Raw genomic sequence first — 21,626 nt, forward strand, 5'->3', positions numbered from 1 at the left:
CCCTGTCCATCGCACAATGCGCTTGGCCGCGCCTGCCGCAGCCCGCGCCGCACTCCTGCGTGCCCGCGCCCGGGCCCCAGCTGCACCGCGCACTGCATCGCCCCGCGCAACCCCGTTGACACCACCCCCCACCCGTTTTACCTACCGCGCCTCGACACCTGCCCAGGTGGCGGAATTGGTAGACGCGCTGGCTTCAGGTGCCAGTTCCCGCAAGGGAGTGGAAGTTCGAGTCTTCTCCTGGGCACCATCGACCCTCAACGAAAACGCCTGAACCGCAGTGCCGGACCGCGCCGTTGCGGCGAGCGCAGAGAAGCCTTGACCGTCGCTGGTCGCGTGGGGAAACTGGCATGACCGCTTCGTCCCTCCTCTTAGATCGACAGTTCAGCTCCCCCATATGACTTATCGTGCCGACCTGGACGGTATCCGCGCCATCGCCGTCGTCGCGGTCCTGTTGTTTCACCTGACACTGTCGGCCTTCGAGGGCGGGTATCTGGGCGTTGACGTGTTTTTCGTCGTGTCTGGTTATCTCATCACCACGCTGATTGCGCGCGATGTCGAGCGCGGGAAATTCTCGTTCCGGGATTTCTACTGGCGCCGCGCCCGGCGCCTGATGCCGGCCATGTTCGTGACCATTGCCGCCAGCTTCCTGCTCGCCGCCTTCATCCTGACCCCGGACGACTTCAAACCCTTCGCCCGCTCGGCGCTCGCGGCGACGGCCTGGGTGTCCAACATCAATTTCTGGATGGAGGCCGGGTACTGGGATCGCCTGTCCGAACTCAAACCCCTCCTGCACACCTGGTCGCTGGGCGTCGAAGAACAATTCTACCTGTTCTGGCCTGCCCTGATGGTGGGCGTGTTCGCCCTGCGCCGCTGGTTCTCCCTCGGCATCAGCCTGAGTGTCATCCTGGTGGGCAGTTTCGTGCTCTGCCTGGTTGTCGCCCAGATCGACCGCTCGGCCGCCTTCTACCTGTTTCCCTTCCGCATCTTCCAGTTCGCCCTGGGCGCCTGGGTCGGCCAGGTGCTGTTGAAGGCACCGCTCACCCTGCGCCTCGTGCAGGGGCCCTGGCGCGACGTCATCCTGGTCGCCGGCCTGGTGACCGTCATGGCCTGCATCCTGATGTACGACGCGGACACCCCGTTCCCGGGCTGGTACGCCGTACCCCCGACGCTCGGCGCAGCGGCCCTGCTGATCGCCGGAGCCACACCCTCCGGCAGCGGGCCGGTCGGCCGGGCCATCCTGGCCAACCCGGTCAGCAACTGGCTCGGACGCGCCTCCTACTCGATCTATCTTGTCCACTGGCCGATCATTGTCTTCTATCGCTACGAGACCGGGCTCGATCTGACCCCGATTGAAATGGCCGGCCTCGCCGCCGCCACCCTGCTCGCCGCCGCAGGCCTGCATTACGGTGTCGAGCGGCGCTTCCACAGCCGCGCCGGCTGGGGCGGCGGGGTGTCCTCGCACCGCCGGCTGGGCTCTGCCCTGGTCGGTCTGGTGACCGTGACCGTGGTGTCGCTCAGCATACACGCCTACGCCACCGACGGCTGGACCTGGCGCTATCCCAGCCTGAACTACACGCCGGAGACCATCCGGGCCGGCATGACGGCTCGCTATTCCGGTGACCGCTTCCAGTGCCGGGTCGAGCGTTACCTGAGCCAGCCCGTCTGCAACCGGGAGGCCGAGGTCCAGATCCTCGCCCTGGGCAATTCCCACGAACCCGATGCGGTCAACTTCCTGGCCGCCGGCTATGGCGATTCCGACGACATCAACATCACCTCCTTCGGAACGCTGAACCGGTGTGACCCGACCCGCGAAAACGGTCGCTGGGTATCCGGCTGGGACAACTGCCAGGCTCGGCTCGATGCGCTGTTCGACCCGGCCGTATTGGGCGAGATGGATATCCTCGCCTACGCGGCCCACCGGCCCTTCGCGGCCAACAAGCAGACCATGCTGCAACTGATCGACGACCTGCAGGCAATCAATCCGGACCTGGCCGTGATCTCGTTCGGCGGCTTCATGCAGACCGACATTGATTGCCCGCGCATCATCATCGAAACGGGGTCGGCGCAGAACTGCCTGAGCGCGGACCACCTGACCTATTTCGCGGACGACGCGAACGACAGCCTGTTCGCGGAGTTCATGCGGCGCACCGACCATTATGTCGACCGCATCGAGCTGCTGTGTCGCGACCGGCAAGCCGAGACCTGCCTCGCCCAGACGCCCGGCGGCGTCCCGGTCTCCTTCGACTCCCACCACATGTCGCGTGAGTACGCGGAAATGAGCGGCCGTCTGTACGCCGAGCGTTACCCCGACCTGTTGCGCGATCTCGTCGGCGCGACGCCCGCCAATGAGTCCCCCGGCACGGCCGTGACCCAGCCCTGACGCCGCGCCAGAGCCTGATCGCCCAGCCTTTTTCCCGGGCCGACCGCGCTGACATTTTGCCTCTTTCGCCGTGTCATGCGACCATGGGTCTCTGCGGGGCGATCCAGCCCCGGTGAACGAGGCTGCCGATGCTTACCCAGGAACAACTCGCCGACATGACGGCCTCGCAGCGTGCCACGCTGCGCGAGAATTGCGTGCGGGCACTGTCGGGCGACCATGCCGCAGACGCGCAGCAGCTGATCGACTGGCTCGACGAACTGAGTGCCGAGGCCGGTGAGCCAAAAGCCCATGTCATCGCCTGGAAAGTGGCCGAGAAAGGCCATCACGAAGGCTGGATCGGCGGCCAGCAGCGCTTCGACCTGATCCATGGCCCTGACCCCAAGGGCTCCGGCAAGGCCTGGGCCGTCCAGCTCGACGGCAAGGCCGTGGCACACGTGCGCTACGTCAAGGAAGCCAAGGACCGGGCCGAGGACGAGGCGGAAAAACTGCGCGTCGCGGCCACGGAAACCGCCGACGCAGAGGGCTGAGGCCCGGCGCTGGGGATCCGGCCTTCTCCCGGACCATCTCCAGCCTGCCCAGTATGCGGGCGGACCGGACCCCGGCGGATTTTATCCGGCAAGAAAATTACAAGCCTTTGAAAACATTATAATAGACGCGCGAAAAAGCGGGGATTTCGGGAAAGTTATCCCCGCTTTTCGCGATCGTCGCTGGAAGACCGCCCGTCAGCCGGCCCAGAACAATAGGCCGCGCAGTGCGTAGGCGACCGTGGCCACCACCGCCGTGGAGGCCATGATCAGGCCGATGAACCAGGCCCATTGCGACAGCCGCGAGCGTGGCGTTTCACCGGGCTCAGTCATGGGCATAGCCCTCGCCTTCGCGCACCTTGCCCCAGAACAGCGAGTAGACATACGCCGTATAGGCCAGGATGACCGGCAGCATGACGACCGCGCCGACCAGCAGGAAAGCCTGCGAATCCGGGTGCGCCGCGGCCTCCTGCACCGTCACCGAGAACGGCACGATGAAGGGAAACAGCGACACGGCGAGCCCGAAATAGCCGGACACGAAGATGCCGACCGCGGCCAGGAAGGGCATCGTGTCGGCCCAGCGCCCGTGCCCGGCGGGCTGCGACAGCCGCCAGTAGAGCAGCCCGCACAGGGCCATGCCGATGATCGGCACCGGCGCCAGCAGGGCCAGCCGGCCCCAGTCGATACCGTCCTGCAGCGACAGTCCCCAGCGCGTCGCCACGATGTCCTCGATACCCAGCATGGCCAGGCTGACCGCGGCGAAGCACAGCGACAGGGCGATCAGGGCCAGCCGGCCCCAGCCGGCGGCCCGGGCCTGCAATTCGCCCTCGGTCTTGAGATAGAGCCAGCAGGCGCCGAGCAGGACATAACCGATGGCGACCGCGATCGCGGTCAGCAGCGAGAAGGGCGTCAGCCAGTCCATCGCGCCGCCGGCAAACGCCCCGTCCTCGACCGCCACGCCCTGCACGAAGGCGCCCAGCATCGCGCCTTGCGCCAGCGCAGCCACCAGCGAGCCACCGAAGAACGCGCCATTCCAGAACTTGCGCGTGGTCAGGCGCACCGCCTTGTGGCGGAACTCGAAGGCAACGCCGCGGAAGATCAGTGCCGCCAGCATGACGAGGAGCGGCAGGTAGAAGGCCGGCATGAGAATGGCGTAGGCCGGCGGGAAAGCCGCCAGCAGGCCGCCGCCGCCAATGATCAGCCAGGTTTCATTACCGTCCCAGACCGGCTCGATCGTGGCCGTCATCAGGTCCCGCTCGGCCCCGCTGCGGGCCCGTGCCGACAGCATGCCGATCCCGAGGTCGAAGCCGTCCAGGGCGACGTAGAGCAGCACCCCGATGGCAATCAGGGCGGCCCAGGCGATGGGCAGGAATTCGGTCATGTCGTCATTCCTTCGTCCGGGCACTCGGCCGGGTCACCCACCGACCCCAGCGGCGTACCGGGCGCCCGCTTGGCCTGCTCCGGTCCCGGCGTCGGCTGGTCGCCGAAACCGCGCGTGGCAATGCGCACCATGTAGACGCTGCCAGCGGTGAAGATGATGGCGTAGACGATCATGAAGACGAGCAGCGAGATGGCCACCTGTCCGGCACTGACCGGCGACAGGCTGTCGGCCGTGCGCAGCACGCCGTAGACCGTGTAGGGCTGGCGTCCGACCTCGGCCACGACCCAGCCCGAAATCACCGCGATGAAGCCGAGCGTACCGCCCGGAATGGCCAGCAGGTGGAACAGGCCGCGCCGGTCGAGCCGACCGCGCCACCACAGCACACAGCCCCACAGACCCAGTCCCAGAAGGGCCAGGCCTGCTCCCACCATGATCCGGAAACTCCAGAAGGTCAGCCACAGGGGTGGCAGGTCCTCGGCGGCAAAGTCATCGAGCCCGCGCAGCGGCTCGCCCTGGGCAAACAGGTAGGGCGACGTGCCCGGCACGGTGATGCCGTCGAGCCCGCACTCATTGCTGGCCGGCCAGGCGATCAGCACCGTGCCCTGGACGTCCGCCGTGTCGCACCAGCCTTCCATCGCGGCCACCTTGGCCGGCTGATAGTGGTGCGCCACCTCGCCGGACCAGTGGCCGGCCCAGATCTGCACCGGCATCAGCACCAGCAGCGTGCCCGCCGCCATGCGCATCTGCCAGCGCGTCGCCGCGCTGTCATGCCGGCGCCAGGTCTGCCAGGCCCCGGCCGCCAGGATCACGGCGGCGGTGGTGATGTAGGCCGCCAGCAACATGTGCACGAGACGGCTCGGGAAACTCGGATTGAAGATCACGGCCCACCAGTCGGTGGCAAAGAAACGTCCCGTCTCGTCGATGATGAAGCCGTCCGGCGTCTGCATCCAGCTATTGGCCGAGAGGATCCAGAAGGCGGAAATCGTGGTCCCGACAGCGACCGCGCACGTGGCCACGAAGTGCAGCTTCTCGCCAACCCGGTTCCAGCCGAACAGCATGACGCCGAGGAAGCTGGCTTCCAGGAAGAAGGCCGTCAGCACCTCGTACCCGAGCAAGGGCCCCAGGACATTGCCCGTCAGGTCTGAGAACACGCTCCAATTGGTGCCGAACTGGTAGCTCATCACCACGCCACTCACCACGCCCATGGCAAAGGCCAGTGCGAAGATCTTGACCCAGTGCAGGTAGAGCTGCCGGAACACGGGCTTGCGCGTCTTCAGCCACAATCCCTCGCAGACGGCGAGAAAGGCGGCGAGACCGATCGTGAAAGCGGGAAAAATGATGTGAAAGGCAATCACGAATGCAAACTGCAGCCGTGACAGGATAAGCGCGTCGAATTCCATATAACCGGACCCCCATTAGGGTTTTTACCTACCACCGGCGGCGAAGAATGCGAGGCGCAATTTGTCGCAGCGGCCGGATCCAGGCCATTGCCGCCGTTGAGACCCGCCGCAACACCCCTGCGCGTGCAGCCCCGCCTTGCCGCCCCAGCCTGCCGCCGCTAGCGTCGCGCTTCCCCGGGGGGCCGCCGCGCAATGCTTTTCAACTCGTTCGAATTCCTGTTCCTGTTCCTGCCCGGCGTGCTGGCAGCCTACTATCTGACGCGGCGCTACGTCTCACACCTGGCCGCCTTGCTGGTGCTCAACATCGCCTCGCTGGTGTTCTACGCGTGGTGGGACGTGCGCAACCTGCCTCTCCTGCTCGGCTCGGTGGCGGTCAACCACCTGGTCGCAAGGGCCATGGTGCGATGGGGCAATCAGCCCTGGCTGGCGATCGGCATCATCTTCAACCTCTCCCTGCTCGGCTTCTTCAAGTATGCCGGCTTCCTGACCAGCAATATCAACGCGGTAACCCCGCTGGACCTGCCCATCCTGCAGGTCGGCCTGCCGCTGGCCATCTCCTTCTTCTCCTTCCAGCAGATCTCCTTTCTGGTCGACATCGCGCGGCGCAAGACGATGCCGGGACACCTCGCCTCGCACACCCTCTTCGTCTCCTTCTTCCCGCACATCGTTGCCGGCCCGCTGATCCAGCACCACCAGATCGCGGCCCAGTTTGCCGACAAGGAGCGCAAGGACGACATCTGGGACAATCTCGGCATCGGGCTGACCATTTTCTCCGTCGGCCTGGCCAAGAAAGTGCTGATCGCCGAGAACATCGAGCCGGTCGCCTCCTCCCTGTTCGCCATGGCCGAGCGCGGCGGCGAACCGGGCCTGGTCCTCGCCTGGGTCGGTGCGGTGGCCTATGCGCTGCAGATCTTCTTCGACTTCTCCGGCTATTCCGACATGGCGCTAGGCCTGGCGCGCTGCCTCGGCTACCGCCTGCCGATCAATTTCAACGGGCCATACAAATCCGCCTCGGTTGTCGAGTTCTGGCGCCGTTGGCACATCACGCTCAGCCATTTCCTGCGCGACCACCTCTACATCCCGCTCGGTGGCAACCGGAAGGGCGAAACCCGGCGCTCGATCAACCTGATGACCACCATGCTGCTCGGCGGCCTGTGGCACGGCGCGGCCTGGACCTTCGTGATCTGGGGCGGGCTGCACGGGCTCGGGCTGACGGTCAACCATTACTGGGCCAAATGGGGGCCGAAGGGCTGGTTTGACGGCCGCAGGCGCGTCATCGCCGTGGCCCTGACCTTCGCCTTCACGACCATTGCCTGGGTGTTCTTCCGGGCCGAGAGCTGGTCCGGGGCCGGTCGCATCCTGGCCGGCATGTTCGGCTTCTCCGGGCTCGGCCTGGAAGGCGTCACGCTCGACGCGGTGGCCTGGATCGTGTTCGGCATGGGCATCGTCTGGGCGCTGCCCGACACACCGGAAATCTTCGCCGACGTGATCGACGAGCAGAGCCTCAAGGACGCCCAGATCCGCCCCAAACCCGGTCCGCGATGGCGCTTCCGTCAGGGCATGGCAACCGCCGCCGCCGCCCTCCTCTTCCTGTCCGTCCTGAACGCCTGGAAGACGTCCGAATTCATCTACTACACCTTCTAGGGAGGGCGATCCGATGCAACGCTATACCGCGACCTTCCTGACCGGTCTGATCGGCGGCCTCGCCCTGTTTGCCAGCTTCAACGCCCTGGTCGATCCGTTCGGCGTCACCCGCGCCCCTGACATTCCCGGTCTGACCGAACGCGACACCCGCCTGCTCGAGGACGGCGGCCGTGTCCACGTCGCCGACCGGCTGGCGCGGGGCGGCGACCGCTCGATCCTGCTTGGCTCGTCACGCACCGTCGACGGCTTCCCGCGGGAACCCGGGAACTGGCCGGGCGGGCTGTACAATGCCGGCATGCGCGGCACCAACATCTTCGAGCTCGGCCAGGCCATGGCACTGGCCGCCCGCAACGAAGAGCTGCGCTGCGTTGTCATCGGCCTCGACCTCGACGAGTTCGGCACGCACGGCAAGACCAAGGCGACCTACTGGCTGTCCGCGCTGACCGACGGCCAGGCGGCGCTGGCCCGGGCCCGGGTGTCGCTGTCGCCCTCCACCTTCGGTGCCGGGGTGCAGCTGATCGCCGACAACCTGACCGGCAGCGAACCGCGCCGGCCCTGGGCCGACACCTACGAGCCGGGCTGGCAACGCCAACGCTATGAAAGCGGTGCCCGGGGCATCTACAGCTATTATCTCGGCTATCAATACGATCCGGAACGCCTGGCCTATTTCGAGCGTGTGCTCGACGCGGTCACCGCCAGTGGCGTCCAGGTCATCGGCTTCATCCACCCCCTGCATGCCTGGCGCGAAGAGGCGATGTTCCAGGCCGGCCGCGCCCCGGACTATTTCGCCTTCCGCCGCGATATCGCCGACCTGTTCGAGCGCTATTCCGAACGCCAGCCGGTAGAGACCTGCACCGATGACGTGAGCGGCGCCGTGTTGTGGGATTTCTCCGGCTTCCAGCCCCTGGCCACGCAGGACGCCCCGGCCCCCGATACGACAGAGGCGCACCCGTCCTTCTACGAGCCCTCCCACTACCTGCCGCACATGGGCCAGCAATTGCTCGACCGCATCCACTCCGGCGGCCATGCCGGGGACGGCAATGTCGATCCGCTCGGCCTTCGCCTGACCCCCGCCAGCGCCACCGACAGCGAGGCCGTGATCGAGCGCCGCCGCGCCGACTGGCTGGCCGGTGAAGACGGTCAGGCCGCCGCCGCCCTCATCCAGGCCACCATTGAAGGCGGAGCCACGGCCGAGATCCAGCCGCCGCAATTCCTCAATCGAGACGACTGGCGCTCCCTCGAGGACAAGCTTGAACGCATTGCACCGGCCGACGCCCGGCGTTAGGACCTCTTGGCAAAAGCAATGGGAAGTTTGAGATGAGCGTGCACTATCACCGCGGCGACCTGCCGGCCGATATCGATCTGGGCCCTGTCGTGGCCGTCGACACCGAAACCCTCGGCCTGTCCCTGTTGCGTGACAAATTGTGTGTGGTCCAGCTGTCCTCCGGTGATGGCGACGCCCATGTTGTGCAGCTCGACCGCACCCGCTACGACTGCCCCAACCTCAAGGCCCTGCTGTCCAATCCGGAAGTCATCAAGATCTTCCACTTCGCCCGTTTCGACGTCGCCATGGTCAAGCAGTATCTCGGCGTCACCCTGGCCCCGGTCTTCTGCACCAAGATCGCCTCCAAGCTGGTGCGCACCTATACCGACCGCCACGGCCTCAAGGATGTCACCCGCGAGCTCGTCGGCGTTGACCTGAACAAGCAACAGCAAAGCTCTGACTGGGGTGCGGCCGAGCTCAGCCAGGCCCAGCTCGACTATGCCGCGTCGGACGTGCTGCACCTGCACAAGCTTCGGGAAAAGCTGACGGAAATGCTGGAACGCGAGGGCCGCATGGAGCTCGCCCAGGCGTGTTTCGACTTCCTGCCAACGCGGGCCGAGCTCGATCTGGCCGGCTGGCCCGAGACCGACATTTTCGCGCATTCATGAACGTCTTTGCCTTGAAAAGGTCAGCAAAGGCTGGTCTTTCTCTGGCATCCCGGCTGTATGACAGCCGCCCGCAAGAAGTCCCGACGTGTCCATGAGCGCCTATGCCAATCCCGGCCTCGAAAGCCTGCAACCGGTGCACCATGGTCGCTGGGAGCCGCGGCGTGCGCTGACGCTGAGCGCAGCGCGGCGCCGCACCGCCACGGTGCGGGGCCTGCGCCTGGCCTTCACCATTGCCGCCGGCGCCATCGTGCTCCTGCTCGCCGTGCAGCTCTGGCTCGGCAGCCGAGGCGCCGAGCAGTCGCAGACCGAGGCGGTGAGCGCGGACATCCGCATGACCAATCCGCGCTTTACCGGTCGCGATTCCAGTCTCGTCCCCTACGTGGTCACCGCGGATTTTGCCGTGCGTCGCCAGGACGGCCCTGACGGCATCACCGAACTGCAGCACCCGCGCGTCGATTACGATCTGCTCAATGCCACCACCGACTCCTCTCGCGTCCTCGCCGAAACCGGGCGCTACGACGCGCCCAACCGGATCCTCGAGCTCAATAGCGACGTCAATCTGAGCACGCGCAGCGGCTATTCATTCGCCAGCGAGCACGCTCGCATTTTCCTGCGAGAGGAACGCATCGAGGGGGATGAACCGGTGCGGGGCACCGGCCCCATGGGATCAATCCGCGCCGACCGCTACGAGATCAATCAGGGCGGTGACCACATCAGTTTTGATGGTAGTGTGCGCACGGTGCTGATCCAGGATCGCACCACGTCGAGTTTGGAGGAAGGAAGCGAATGATGCTTCGGTTTTTGAGCACCGCCGGCCCGCTTGCGGCCCTGTTCGCGATTATCTCGCTGTCGAGCGCACCCGCCAGTGCCCAGATCGGTGACAGCACTCTGCCGATCGATATCCGGGCTGACCATTTCGATGCCTTCAACTCGGAACGGCGTGTCATCTATACTGGTTCGGAGGAGTTCGGACCGGTCCGGATCTTCCAGGGCACGTCAAGCCTCGAAGCCGATCGCGTCGAGATATTCTTCAACGGCGCGGGCAGCACGACGGGAACCGGTCCGGCCGGGTCCTGGGGCAATGTCGAGCGCATCGTCGCCACCGGCCACGTCCTCTACGTCACGCCCGAACAACGCGCCCGCGGTGATCGCGGCGAGTATGAAATGGAATCGGAAACCATCACCCTGACCGGCGATGTTGTCATCACCCAGGGCGAGAACGTCATAACGGGTAGCCGCTTCGTCACCAATCTGGTGACCGGAAACTCGACATTCGGTTCCAGTGGCGACGGTGAGCGTGTCCGCTCCGTGATCATGCCGCGGAGCGCCGAGGCGACCGACGAGCAGGGGTCGGACGAAGACGCCCAGCCCTCCAACCGCTAACCGGAAGACAGTCCGTACATGGCTTTGACCGATTCCCAATTCGCTCCGGCTGCGGCCGAGCACCCGACCGGGCTCACTGTCGAACAGATTGGCAAGGCGTACCGCAAGCGCCCGGTCGTCAAGGGCGTCTCGGTGTCGCTGCAACGCGGCGAGGTCGCCGGCCTGCTCGGGCCGAACGGTGCCGGCAAGACCACGTGTTTTTATATGATCACCGGCCTGGTCGAGGTGGATTACGGCCGCATCCTGCTGGATGGCGAGGATATCACCCGCCTGCCGATGTATCAGCGCGCCCGGCTGGGAATTGGTTACCTGCCACAGGAAAAGTCTATCTTTCACGGCATGACCGTGGCCCAGAACGTGCTGGCGGTCGCCGAAGTGGTCGAGAAGGACCGCAAGGAACGCCACGCTCTGGTCGACGAACTCCTTGAAGAGCTTCGCATTTCCCACTTGCGCGACGCCCCGGCCCCGTCCCTGTCGGGCGGTGAGCGGCGGCGCGTCGAAATCGCCCGTGCGCTGGCGACTCGCCCCTCCTTCATGCTCCTCGACGAGCCTTTTGCCGGCATCGACCCGCTGGCAATCGCCGACATCCGCGACCTCATCCGCTTCCTCAAGGAGCGCGGAATCGGCATTCTGATCACCGATCATAATGTCCGCGAAACCCTTGAAATCACTGACCGTGCAACGATCATTCATGAGGGTGAAGTGCTGTTCGAGGGGTCGCCGGCGGAGATCCGGGCCGACCCGGACGTGCGCCGCGTTTATCTCGGAGAAAGCTTTGGCTGATTAACCTCTGCAGGAAACGTACCAAGCAGAGGCTTTCATGGCTGGATTGATGCAAAAACTGGATATGCGGCAGGGCCAGTCCCTGGTCATGACGCCGCAGCTCCAGCAGGCCATTAAACTGTTGCAGCTCTCGAATATCGAGCTGGCGAGCTTTGTCGAAAGCGAGCTGGAACGAAATCCCCTGCTTGAACGCGACGAAAGCGAATCATCGACCGAATCACTGCGTCAGGAAGGCGAAGGCGAACCGCGCGAGCTGGAACTTGCCAGCCCGTCCTCCGACGCCAATGATTCCATCGATGCCGATCACGACGTGCTGCACACCGAAGACAGCAAGGCGGACCTGTCCGGCGTCGAAAGCGCCCCGGCCGGCGACGCCGTCGGGGCCGGTGCCAGCCAGTTTTCCGGCGGTGGTGGCGGCGGTGGTGGCACCAGCGAGGACTATGACGTCGTCGCCAACTCCACCCGCGAGCTTTCCCTCGCCGAACACCTGCACGCCCAGCTGGCCACCGCGACCGCCGATCCGGTCGAGCGCCTGATCGGTGCCCACCTGATCGACATGGTCGATGATGACGGCTACATGCGCGCCGATCTCGACGAGATCGCGCAGCGCCTCGGTCTCGACCGCGACCACGTCAGCGCCGTGCTCGACATGACCCAGTCCTTCGACCCGGTCGGCGTGATGGCCCGCGACCTGTGCGAATGCTTGGCCCTGCAGCTGCGCGACAAGAATCGTCTCGACCCGGCCATGGCGGCCCTGCTCGACAATCTGGCCCTGCTGGCCAAGCACGACTATCCGGCCCTGCAATCGCTTTGCGGCGTCGACGCGGAAGACCTCGACGAGATGATCGCCGAGCTGCGCGATTTGACACCCAAGCCCGGCCTCGCCTTCGGCTCCGACACCACGCGTGCCGTCGAGCCGGACGTGTTCATCCGCCAGGCCCCCGATGGCAGCTGGCGCGTCGAACTCAACACCGACACCCTGCCGCGCGTCCTGGTCAACAATCACTATGCCAACGAGATCAATGCGGCGGCCAAGTCGGAGGCCGACAAGACCTTCATCACCGAGTGCTCCAACAATGCCAGCTGGCTGGTGAAGAGCCTCGACCAGCGTGCCCGCACCATTCTCAAGGTGGCCAGCGAGATCGTCCGCCAGCAGGACATGTTCCTGGCCCACGGTGTGGCCTATCTGCGCCCGCTCAACCTGAAAACCGTGGCCGACGCCATCGGCATGCACGAGTCCACGGTCAGCCGGGTGACCTCGAACAAGTATGTTTCCACACCCCGCGGCATGTTCGAGCTGAAATATTTCTTCACCTCGGCCATTCCCTCCGCCGGCGGCGGGGAAGCCCATTCTGCCGAGGCTGTTCGCCACCGCATCAAGTCCCTGATCGGACACGAAACTCTCGAAGAGGTGATGTCCGACGACAAGCTGGTGGAACATTTGCGCGATGAAGGGATTGAAATCGCACGTCGGACTGTGGCCAAATACCGAGAGGCGCTCAACATCCCTTCCTCGGTCCAGCGTCGTCGACTTCTGAAACGCGCTGGCTAGGGATCGCATGACTGCGCGCCCCGGCGGAATCCACGTCCGTCGCGAACGCGTCGCCCGGTGGCACTAGGAGACTTCCATTGACTCCGCACCGGGCCCGCGACTAGGTTCCGCCCGCTTTCCAAGAGAAGGGCGAAACCGTACGTCAACGCCTCACATGCCGGTGTATGGCCGGCGGGAAGGAGCGCATGCAAATTCAGGTGGTCAGCAAGGGTATCGACGTTTCGGCGGCACTGAGGGATCAGATCCTCGGTCGCGTCGAGGACGGCGTATCCAAATATTTCAACCGTCCCGGAGAAGCCTATGTTTCGATCAGTCGTGAGGGCTTCGGCTTTCGCGTCGACTGTTCGGTACATCTTCCCTCGGGCGTCATGCTGCAGGCCCACGGCGAAGCCGAGGATGCCTACAAGGCAGCCGAGAGTACAATGGAGCGTCTGGAGAAGCGCCTCCGCCGCTACAAGCGGAAACTCAAGAACCACCACACTGACAACAAGGCCGAACTCCCGGCCGAGCAATTCCCCATCGTAGTGCTCAAGGGCATGCAGAACCCGCTCGACGATGTCGACGAGGACGGGGAGGACGACAGCCACGCCGTCAATGGCAGTGACGCGCCGGAACCGATTGTCATCGCGGAGCGCCCCGGCGAATTCCGCACCCTGACCGTCGGCATGGCGTCGCTCGAACTCGAGGCGGCGGATTCGCCCTTCCTGATGTTCCGCAATGCCGCATCGGGCGGCCTCAATATCGTTTACCGGCGACCGGACGGCCATATCGGCTGGATTGATCCGGCGCGGGCCGAACGCTCAGAGCCAGCCTAGGAGCACACGGTCGAACCATGGCGTTAACGGATTTGATCCCCCAGGGCGGGGTGAGCATCGAGCTGGGCGCTTCCTCCCGGAAGCAGGCCCTGCAGGCGATGTCTGAAATGGCAGCGAGTGTGACCGGCCTCAAGGCGCGCCACATCTTCGATGCCATCCTGCAACGCGAACGCCTCGGTTCGACCGGCGTCGGCCAGGGCGTGGCCATTCCCCACGCCCGCCTGCCCGGCATTGACAGGGTCGTGGGCGTGTTCGCCCGCCTGCGCACCCCGGTCGATTTCGAGTCGATTGACGGCCGCCCGGCCGATCTCGTCTTCATGCTGATCGCCCCGGAAGACGCCGGCGCGGAACACCTCAAGGCGCTGGCGCGGGTATCCCGCCTGCTGCGCCGCGAAGATGTCCGCCAACGCCTGCGCACCGCCCCCGACATCGACGCCATCCAGGCCGTCTTCGCCGCCGAACCGGCGAGCAACGCGGCCTAGGGGCGGGCACACGGCCTCACGATCCCGGTAAAAAAATGCGGCGCTCCAGCGCCCACACCTGCCCATTCATCTCTCGCCGAGAGTTCGCCTCAATGGCTCTTTCCGCGCATAGCGCGGTAGCGCGACCTCTATTGAGCCGTCATCCCACGGTCCCGGCGACAGCCGGGATCCGGGGGACCTCACCCAACCCGCCCGCCGCGTCGACCGCGCTCCTCCCGCCGACCTGATAGCCGAGGTCCCCCGGATGCCGCTGCGCGACCCCGTGGGATGACGCTGAAGTGTATGGGCCTGGTTCCGCCCACCCCTTCTCCCCCACCGGGGAGAAGGTCCCGAAGGGGGATGAGGGGCGGCCGCGCCAGCGGCCCGGAAAAACCCGTCTCCCCTTGCCCCACCCGGAAAACCTGCAAGAGTGACAGCATGATCCGCATCCTGCTTGTCGCCTCCGCCATGGTCCTGGCCAGTGCCAGCCCACCGGCCCGTGCCCAGTCCGAGGCGCCCGGCGCCTTCGACCGCGGCTACCAGCTGACCTTCCCTGAGACCGGCAACCCCGACTACGCGGCCGGACGCGACTGGCTTGGCCGCGCCGCCACGGCGGGCGACCCGGCGGCGCATTACATGCTCGGCCTGATCCATCGCGATGGCCTTGGCACGCCCGAAAACCTTCCTCTCGCCCGTCAGCACTTCGAAGCTGGCTGGCAGGCCGGCGACAGCGTATCGGGCTACAATCTCGCCGAACTCCTCCTGTTCCGTTTCGACGGCGAGACCGCCGTCGCCCGAGCCTTGCTGGAAGAATTGCTCGAAGATCCGGACGTCGGCGCCCTGGCCCATTTGAGCCTCGCCGACGCGCTGATGTTCTATGGCACAGACCCGAGCGATGCTGCCCGGGCCATCGGCCTCGCGCGCACCGCGCTGACACGGGACGACCGCCTCATCGAGGCCCACTACATCCTGGGCATCGGCGCCATGGAAGGCCTGGCCGGAGCGGCCGACCCCGCAGCCGCCCTGACCCATTGGCAAACCGGCGCCCGCGCCGGCGACCCCTACGCAATGCTGGCCCTTGCCGACGTCCTGCTTGAAGGCCGCGTCGGCGCGCCGGACCCGGTTCAGGCCGTTGCCCTCTACACCGCCGCCGCGCGTCTCGGACACCCGGACGCGGCCGGACTGGCCGCACAGCACTCAGCCTGGCTCAGCGCGACCCAGAGGTCCGCCGCAGAGTCCGCCGCCGCGGCGTGGCTCGAGCACTAATCTGGAGACTGACCGCATACTGCCCTCGAGTCGGGCAGCCCCGGCCGGTCTCCGCATACCGAGGAGACGGGCATGACCGGCGATACCGACGGAATCCGCGATCGCATCCGGGCGCTGCAAGACAAGCTGGAGGAGCGTCTGACAGACCGGCGCCGCGCCTTCGGCTATCGCATGCATCGCGGTCGCCTGGTCATTTCACGCCGCGTCCGGGCGCACCAGGCCACCTTGAAGATCGGCCTGCGACGCTACCTCATGGACAGTGGCGCCCTGGCCGTCCTCACCTCGCCCTTCATCTATGCGGTGGTCGCACCGCTGGGGCTGCTCGACATCATAGTCAGCCTCTATCAGTCGGTCTGTTTCCGGGTTTACGGACTGCAACGCGTATCGCGGCGGCGCTACGTCGTCTTCGACCGGCACCGCCTGCCCTATCTCAACGCCTTTCAGAAGCTCAATTGCCTGTACTGCTCCTACGCCAACGGCGTGATCGCCTACACCGCGGAGATCGCGTCACGCACCGAGCAGTACTGGTGTCCCATCAAACATGCCGAACGGGTCGAGGGGACGCACCGCCGTTACGAGGATTTCCTCGAATATGGCGACACCGCGGACTACCCGGACGCCCTGGAAAGCCAGCGCAATCGCCTGAAGGGCGAGACCGGGCTGGACGAAACGCCATGAAAAAACCCCGCCGGCGCGACCGGCGGGGTTTGATGATGGTGGAGCCAGGCGGAATCGAACCGCCGACCTCTTGAATGCCATTCAAGCGCTCTCCCAACTGAGCTATGGCCCCGAAACTCGGGTCACCGGGACGGCTGGGCTGTGTTGCCCCGGCGAGAGGCGCGGAACCTAGTCTCGGTTCTCACCGGGATCAAGCCTCTTTTCCGCACCAAAAGCAGCCCGCCGCAGCGGCCTAGAGATCCTCGTCCTTTTCGATCGGGAAATCACCCAGATCATCGTCTTCATCATCGTCGAGCAACACCGAGGCGTCCTCGCTGTCGTCGTCATCATCATCCTCGTCATCACTGTCGCTGAACCCGTCCGGCAGGTCATCGCTCAGCCCCGAGGCGTTCTCGTCATCATCATCATCGTCGTCGTCATCATCGGTCAGGGCGACCACGTCGACTTCCGGGGTATCGTCATCCTCGTCGCCATAGCCGTCATCATCGTCCTCGTCCGGACGCTTCTTGGCCTTGGCCTCGGTCGCCGCATCATCCTCATCCGTGTCTGGAATCGGTTTCGGCTTCAGGCGCGCATCATCCTTTTCCGGATCGAATTCCGTCTCGCACTTCGGGCAGCGCGCCGGACGACGATTCAGGTCATAGAATTTCGCACTGCAGCTGGGGCAGATGCGCTTCGTTCCAAGGTCAGCTTTGGCCATGACATCCCTTCACAACCATGTTTTCAATTTCGGCGCGACCCGTTGCCACGATCAACGCGCTCTGTCAAAACCTGATCGCCGTCATGTCACCCCAAACCTTGCCAATCCGTTCATGATCGAGACTCCTTCCAGCCCGTCAGGGCCCCTGCGGGCCCGTCCCGGCGCGGCGCTGTCCGGTCGCCTTGCTGCGCCCGGTGACAAATCGGTCTCGCACCGCGCCTTCATTCTCGCAGGTCTGGCACGCGGCACGTCGCGGATCACTGGACTGCTGGAAGGCGAGGATGTCAAACGCACAGGTGCCGCCATGGCCGCCCTCGGCGCCCGTATCGAGCGCACCGGACCCGGCGCCTGGTCCGTGACCGGTACCGGCGGCGCCCTTGTGAACCCGTCCGCGCCGCTCGATTTCGGCAATGCCGGCACTGGCGTGCGCCTGGTCATGGGCGCCGCCGCGGGTGCCGGCATCGCGGCCCGCTTCATCGGTGACGAAAGCCTGAGCGCCCGGCCCATGCGCCGCGTCACCGACCCGCTCACCACCATGGGCGCCCGGCTGGACACTTGTGACGGCCGTCTGCCGGTCGATCTCGCCGCGTCCTCCCTGACCGGCATCGACTACACCCCGCCGGTGGCCTCCGCCCAGGTCAAGTCGGCGCTTCTGCTGGCCGGCCTCGGCGCGGTCGGCACGACGCGCATCCACGAGCCGATCGCCACCCGCGACCATACCGAGACCATGCTGGCCCTGTTCGGCGCCCCGCTCCAGGTCGAGCGCTCCGGCACCAGCCTCACCGCCTCCCTGGATGGCCCGCTACAGCTCAGCGCCTGCGACATCGCGGTGCCGGGCGACCCGTCCTCCGCCGCCTTTGCCATTGTCGCCACGCTGGTCTGCCCGGGCTCGCGGGTCAGCCTGACCGGCATGATGGACAATCCGGCCCGCACCGGCCTGCTGACCACGCTGCGCGAAATGGGGGCCCGCATCGAGGCCCGCCCGGGGCCGCGCATGGCCGGCGAGGCCACGCTCGATCTCGACATCACCGCCGGCCCGCTCACCGCCATCGACGTGCCCGCCGAGCGCGCGGCCTCGATGATCGACGAGTATCCCGTGCTCGCCGTCGCCGCAGCCTTTGCCAACGGCACCACGCACCTGGCCGGGCTGGCCGAGCTCAAGGCCAAGGAAAGCGACCGCCTGACCGGCACCGCCGACCTGCTGGCCGCCAATGGCGTGCGCGTCGAGACGGGCGAGGACAGCCTGACCATTCACGGCTGCGGCCCGACGGGCGTGCCTGGCGGCGGCCGCGTCGAAACCCGGCACGACCACCGCCTGGCCATGAGCGCCCTGGTGCTCGGCCTGGCCTCGCAGCAGCCCGTCGAGATTGATGACGGCGCCATGATCGCCACGTCCTATCCCGGCTTCCTGGCCGACATGACCGGGCTCGGCGCCCGCCTGGAGCCCGTCTCATGATCATCGCTGTCGACGGCCCCCTGGCCTCCGGCAAAGGCACCATTGCCCGCGCCCTGGCGAAACATTTCGGCCTGCCCTACCTCGATACCGGGACCCTGTACCGGGCCACCGGCCTGGCCGTCATGGATGCCGGCATCGATCCGGCCGACGAGCCCGCCTGCGCCCGCATCGCCCGTCGCCTCGACCTGGCCGGCATTGACGAGACCCGCATCCGCACCGCGGAAGCCGGCGCCATGGCCTCGCGCGTCGCCGCCCTGCCGGCCGTGCGCGCGGCCCTCTACGAGGTGCAGCGGGACTTCGCCTTCCAGCCCGGCGGCGCCATTCTCGACGGCCGCGACATCGGCACCGTGATCTGTCCGGACGCGGACGTGAAGATCTTCGTTACCGCCGATGCCGAGACCCGGGCCCGGCGGCGCTGGCTGGAACTGCACGCGGCCGGACAGGGCATCACGTTCGACGACATGCTGGCCCAGACCCACGAACGCGACGCCCGCGATGCCGAGCGCGAGGACGCCCCCATGCGTCCGGCCGGCGACGCCACCTTGCTAGACACCTCATCCTTGAGTATAGACGCGGCCATCGCCGAAGCCGTGCGCATTGTGGAAAACCGCCAAAAGGCGTGACACTTCCGAGGCAAAGGCGACAAAGCCGGACGTGTGATCAAGGGCTTAGCGCGGTTTCAATCGCGCCTCCCCGGCATGACCCGTCCATATGTTTGACATCCAACAGGCCAATCTTGGCCAAGCGGCACTTTCAGATATCCCGCCGCACCGGAGCAACCCTTTAACATGTCTACAGAAACTCTCACCCCGTCGACCGATGATTTTGCCGCGATGCTCGAGGCCAGCCTGGCTGGTCGTGATCTCGCCGAAGGTCAGGTCATCAAAGGTACCGTCACCGCGCTCGAAAATGATGTCGTCGTGGTCGATGTTGGTCTCAAGACCGAAGGCCGCATCCCGCAGCGCGAATTCACCGGTCCCGGCGGCGATGTGCCGGCCGTGGGTGATGAAGTCGAAGTTTACCTGGAGCGCATCGAGAATGCGCTCGGTGATGCCATCCTGTCGCGCGACAAGGCGCGCCGCGAAGAGAGCTGGGATCGCCTCGAGAAGTCCTTCGACAAGAAGGATCCGGTCAACGGCGCCATCGTCGGCCGCGTCAAGGGCGGCTTCACCGTCGATCTCGGCGGCGCCTCGGCCTTCCTGCCGGGCTCCCAGGTCGATATCCGCCCGGTCCGCGATGTCGGCCCGCTGATGAACCAGGAACAGCCGTTCGCCATCCTCAAGATGGACCGCCCGCGCGGCAACATCGTGGTGTCGCGTCGTGCCGTTCTCGAAGAGAGCCGTGCCGAGCAGCGCGCCGAGCTCGTCGGCCAGCTGGCCGAGGGCGAAGCCCGTGACGGCGTGGTCAAGAACATCACCGATTACGGTGCGTTCGTGGACCTCGGCGGCATTGACGGCCTGCTGCACGTCACCGACATGTCCTGGTCGCGCGTCGGCCATCCGTCGGAAGTGGTCGAGGTCGGCCAGACCGTCAAAGTCCAGATCATCAAGATCAACAAGGAAACCCAGCGCATCTCGCTCGGCATGAAGCAGCTCATGTCCGATCCGTGGGAAGGCGTTGCGGCGAAATACCCGGTTGGCGCCGTCTTCGAGGGCCGTGTCACCAATATCGCCGAATACGGTGCCTTCGTTGAGCTGGAAGAGGGCGTTGAAGGCCTCGTCCACGTCTCCGAAATGTCCTGGACCAAGAAGAACGTCCACCCGGGCAAGATCCTGTCGACCTCGCAGGAAGTCCAGGTCATGGTTCTCGATGTCGACGCCGACAAGCGCCGCATCTCCCTGGGCGTCAAGCAGACCCAGCGCAATCCGTGGGAAGTGTTTGCCGAGACGCACCCGGCCGGCACCGAGATTTCCGGCGAGATCAAGAACATCACCGAATTCGGTCTGTTCGTGGGTCTCGAGGGCGAAATCGACGGCATGGTTCACCTCTCCGACATCTCCTGGGACAAGTCTGGCGAACAGGCGATCGAGGAGTTCAAGAAGGGCGACACCGTGCAGGCCAAGGTGCTGGACGTTGACGTCGACAAGGAGCGCGTCTCCCTCGGCATCAAGCAGCTGGCCGGCGACCCGATGGACTCCACCGGTGTCAGCCGCAACGACACCGTCACCTGCACCGTGACCGAGATCACCTCGGGCGGCATCGAGGTGTCCTTCGGCGACGAGCACGCCATGAAGGCCTTCATCCGCAAGTCCGACCTGTCCCGCGATCGTGCGGAACAGCGTCCGGAGCGCTTCGCCGTCGGTGACAAGGTCGATGCCCGCATCACCAACATCGACAAGGCCTCGCGCCGTGTCTCCCTGTCCATCAAGGCCCTGGAGATCTCCGAAGAGCGTGAAGCCGTCCAGCAGTATGGTTCCTCCGACGCCGGCGCGTCGCTGGGTGACATCCTGGGCGCGGCCCTGCGTGAAAAGGAAGGTGACGACGACAAGAGCTAAGTTGCTCGTCGCCACCTGATACACGTGAAAACGGCCGGAGCCCTCGCTCCGGCCGTTTTTATTTTTGCATCCGGGGCTTTAGATATTGACGCCCGCCCCAGCGGCCGTATGGTTTAAAGCCATTCAAACTGGAGGGTTAGCATGATCAAATCCGAGTTGATCGACAAGCTGGCGGAAGCCAACCCCCACCTGTACCACCGCGATGTCGAGCGCGTGGTCAACACCATTCTCGATGGCGTCACCGACGCGCTGGCCCAGGGCAACCGGGTCGAGTTGCGCGGCTTCGGCGCCTTTTCCGTGCGCCGCCGCCCCGCCCGGGTCGGCCGCAATCCGCGCACCGGCGAAAGCGTCGCGGTCAAGGAAAAGCACGTCCCCTTCTTCAAGACCGGCAAGGAACTCCGCGAACGCGTCGACGCCTCGCGCGAGACCCACCCGGAAATTTCCTGAACCCTGACGTCAGGACCAAAACCCGAAGCGGCGCCCCGGTCTCCCGGCGGCGCCGTTTTCATTGGCAAGCTCCATACTTCGTTTTCCCGGCGAATGCCGTTGCCTGTAATCCTCTGCCCCACCAAAGCCGACTGACGCAGCAGGCGACCTGGCCGCCAAGACGCGCCGCCTCAAGGACGGGGCAACCATCCGCGCGTTCAGGAACAGGGGCGCCCCCAGCGCCCGTACCGGCCCATTCATCTCTTGCCGAGAGTCCGCTTCAGAGGGTCAAAGCTATCAAGGGTTTCAACCGCGTAGCGGCCCTATTGGCCCTTGACAGCTTTGACCCT

General features: G+C 65.7%; 21 protein-coding genes and 2 tRNA genes. 18 read left to right on the forward strand and 5 right to left on the reverse strand.

The genetic code is table 11. From position 1 onward, the window contains the following. Positions 1-160: 160 nt before the first annotated feature. The 3 genes from ACXYMR_RS03755 to ACXYMR_RS03765 all read left to right on the forward strand — a co-directional run bounded on the left by ACXYMR_RS03755 (position 161) and on the right by ACXYMR_RS03765 (position 2,907). A tRNA-Leu gene (locus tag ACXYMR_RS03755) sits at positions 161-247 on the forward strand. A 147-nt stretch (positions 248-394) separates the two neighbouring features. Next, positions 395-2,380, forward strand: coding sequence for an acyltransferase family protein (locus tag ACXYMR_RS03760; protein ID WP_458941418.1), 1,986 nt, complete (start codon positions 395-397; stop codon positions 2,378-2,380). Between the two features lie 128 nt (positions 2,381-2,508). After that, positions 2,509-2,907 carry a hypothetical protein gene (locus tag ACXYMR_RS03765; protein WP_458941419.1) on the forward strand — a complete coding sequence of 133 codons (399 nt, stop codon included), beginning with the start codon at positions 2,509-2,511 and terminating at the stop codon, positions 2,905-2,907. 195 nt (positions 2,908-3,102) lie between these two features. On the opposite strand, the gene ACXYMR_RS03770 is transcribed toward ACXYMR_RS03765, so the two are convergent. From ACXYMR_RS03770 to ACXYMR_RS03780, 3 genes are read right to left on the reverse strand one after another with little or no spacing between them, the layout of a single operon-like run. Then, positions 3,103-3,237, reverse strand: a complete 135-nt coding sequence (locus tag ACXYMR_RS03770; RefSeq protein ID WP_458941420.1) for a hypothetical protein — start codon at positions 3,235-3,237, stop codon at positions 3,103-3,105. Further along, positions 3,230-4,285 (reverse strand): cytochrome d ubiquinol oxidase subunit II, encoded by a 1,056-nt coding sequence (gene cydB / locus ACXYMR_RS03775; RefSeq protein WP_458941421.1) that lies wholly within the window; start codon positions 4,283-4,285, stop codon positions 3,230-3,232. Before cydB ends, ACXYMR_RS03770 begins: the two co-directional genes overlap by 8 nt. Then, entirely contained in the window at positions 4,282-5,685 is a 1,404-nt protein-coding gene (locus tag ACXYMR_RS03780) for a cytochrome ubiquinol oxidase subunit I (protein ID WP_458941422.1), read from the reverse strand. The genes cydB and ACXYMR_RS03780 overlap by 4 nt, the downstream gene beginning before the upstream one ends. A gap of 192 nt (positions 5,686-5,877) precedes the next feature. Here ACXYMR_RS03780 and ACXYMR_RS03785 point away from each other — a divergent pair, with 192 nt between their 5' ends. From ACXYMR_RS03785 to ACXYMR_RS03835, 11 genes are all read left to right on the forward strand, one after another. After that, a complete protein-coding gene (locus ACXYMR_RS03785; RefSeq protein WP_458941423.1) occupies positions 5,878-7,329 on the forward strand; it encodes an MBOAT family O-acyltransferase in 1,452 nt (483 codons plus the stop codon). Between the two features lie 13 nt (positions 7,330-7,342). Then, positions 7,343-8,614, forward strand: coding sequence for a hypothetical protein (locus tag ACXYMR_RS03790; RefSeq protein ID WP_458941424.1), 1,272 nt, complete (start codon positions 7,343-7,345; stop codon positions 8,612-8,614). Between the two features lie 32 nt (positions 8,615-8,646). Continuing rightward, complete coding sequence (locus ACXYMR_RS03795; RefSeq protein WP_458941425.1) at positions 8,647-9,261, forward strand: ribonuclease D; 615 nt, start codon at positions 8,647-8,649, stop codon at positions 9,259-9,261. A 91-nt stretch (positions 9,262-9,352) separates the two neighbouring features. Then, the gene (gene lptC, locus ACXYMR_RS03800) at positions 9,353-10,051 is read left to right on the forward strand and encodes an LPS export ABC transporter periplasmic protein LptC (protein ID WP_458941916.1); all 699 of its coding nucleotides are present in this window, start codon (positions 9,353-9,355) and stop codon (positions 10,049-10,051) included. Continuing rightward, complete coding sequence (locus ACXYMR_RS03805) at positions 10,048-10,644, forward strand: LptA/OstA family protein (RefSeq protein ID WP_458941426.1); 597 nt, start codon at positions 10,048-10,050, stop codon at positions 10,642-10,644. The genes lptC and ACXYMR_RS03805 overlap by 4 nt, the downstream gene beginning before the upstream one ends. Before the next feature lie 18 nt (positions 10,645-10,662). After that, positions 10,663-11,427 (forward strand): LPS export ABC transporter ATP-binding protein, encoded by a 765-nt coding sequence (lptB, locus tag ACXYMR_RS03810; protein ID WP_458941427.1) that lies wholly within the window; start codon positions 10,663-10,665, stop codon positions 11,425-11,427. Positions 11,428-11,464: 37 nt separating this feature from the next. Then, positions 11,465-12,979, forward strand: a complete 1,515-nt coding sequence (gene rpoN / locus ACXYMR_RS03815) for an RNA polymerase factor sigma-54 (protein WP_458941428.1) — start codon at positions 11,465-11,467, stop codon at positions 12,977-12,979. 185 nt (positions 12,980-13,164) lie between these two features. Next, positions 13,165-13,794, forward strand: a complete 630-nt coding sequence (hpf, locus tag ACXYMR_RS03820; RefSeq protein ID WP_458941429.1) for a ribosome hibernation-promoting factor, HPF/YfiA family — start codon at positions 13,165-13,167, stop codon at positions 13,792-13,794. A gap of 17 nt (positions 13,795-13,811) precedes the next feature. After that, a complete protein-coding gene (ptsN, locus tag ACXYMR_RS03825) occupies positions 13,812-14,276 on the forward strand; it encodes a PTS IIA-like nitrogen regulatory protein PtsN (RefSeq protein WP_458941430.1) in 465 nt (154 codons plus the stop codon). Between the two features lie 417 nt (positions 14,277-14,693). Further along, positions 14,694-15,521, forward strand: coding sequence for a tetratricopeptide repeat protein (locus tag ACXYMR_RS03830; protein WP_458941431.1), 828 nt, complete (start codon positions 14,694-14,696; stop codon positions 15,519-15,521). Between the two features lie 72 nt (positions 15,522-15,593). Beyond that, positions 15,594-16,199 (forward strand): hypothetical protein, encoded by a 606-nt coding sequence (locus ACXYMR_RS03835; RefSeq protein WP_458941433.1) that lies wholly within the window; start codon positions 15,594-15,596, stop codon positions 16,197-16,199. 36 nt (positions 16,200-16,235) lie between these two features. Here the strand turns inward: ACXYMR_RS03835 and ACXYMR_RS03840 are convergent. Together ACXYMR_RS03840 and ACXYMR_RS03845 are read right to left on the reverse strand one after the other, a co-directional pair. After that, positions 16,236-16,311, reverse strand: a tRNA-Ala gene (locus ACXYMR_RS03840). 120 nt (positions 16,312-16,431) lie between these two features. Beyond that, a complete protein-coding gene (locus ACXYMR_RS03845; RefSeq protein WP_458941434.1) occupies positions 16,432-16,899 on the reverse strand; it encodes a TIGR02300 family protein in 468 nt (155 codons plus the stop codon). 112 nt (positions 16,900-17,011) lie between these two features. Here ACXYMR_RS03845 and aroA point away from each other — a divergent pair, with 112 nt between their 5' ends. The 4 genes from aroA to ACXYMR_RS03865 all read left to right on the forward strand — a co-directional run bounded on the left by aroA (position 17,012) and on the right by ACXYMR_RS03865 (position 21,297). Beyond that, positions 17,012-18,355 carry a 3-phosphoshikimate 1-carboxyvinyltransferase gene (gene aroA / locus ACXYMR_RS03850; RefSeq protein WP_458941435.1) on the forward strand — a complete coding sequence of 448 codons (1,344 nt, stop codon included), beginning with the start codon at positions 17,012-17,014 and terminating at the stop codon, positions 18,353-18,355. Beyond that, complete coding sequence (gene cmk / locus ACXYMR_RS03855) at positions 18,352-18,978, forward strand: (d)CMP kinase (protein WP_458941436.1); 627 nt, start codon at positions 18,352-18,354, stop codon at positions 18,976-18,978. Before aroA ends, cmk begins: the two co-directional genes overlap by 4 nt. Positions 18,979-19,143: 165 nt before the next feature. Then, a complete protein-coding gene (gene rpsA, locus ACXYMR_RS03860; RefSeq protein WP_458941437.1) occupies positions 19,144-20,850 on the forward strand; it encodes a 30S ribosomal protein S1 in 1,707 nt (568 codons plus the stop codon). Between the two features lie 141 nt (positions 20,851-20,991). Beyond that, complete coding sequence (locus tag ACXYMR_RS03865) at positions 20,992-21,297, forward strand: integration host factor subunit beta (RefSeq protein ID WP_458941438.1); 306 nt, start codon at positions 20,992-20,994, stop codon at positions 21,295-21,297. The last annotated feature ends 329 nt before the right edge of the window (positions 21,298-21,626 follow it).

This window comes from Maricaulis sp. CAU 1757 (assembly GCF_054482675.1).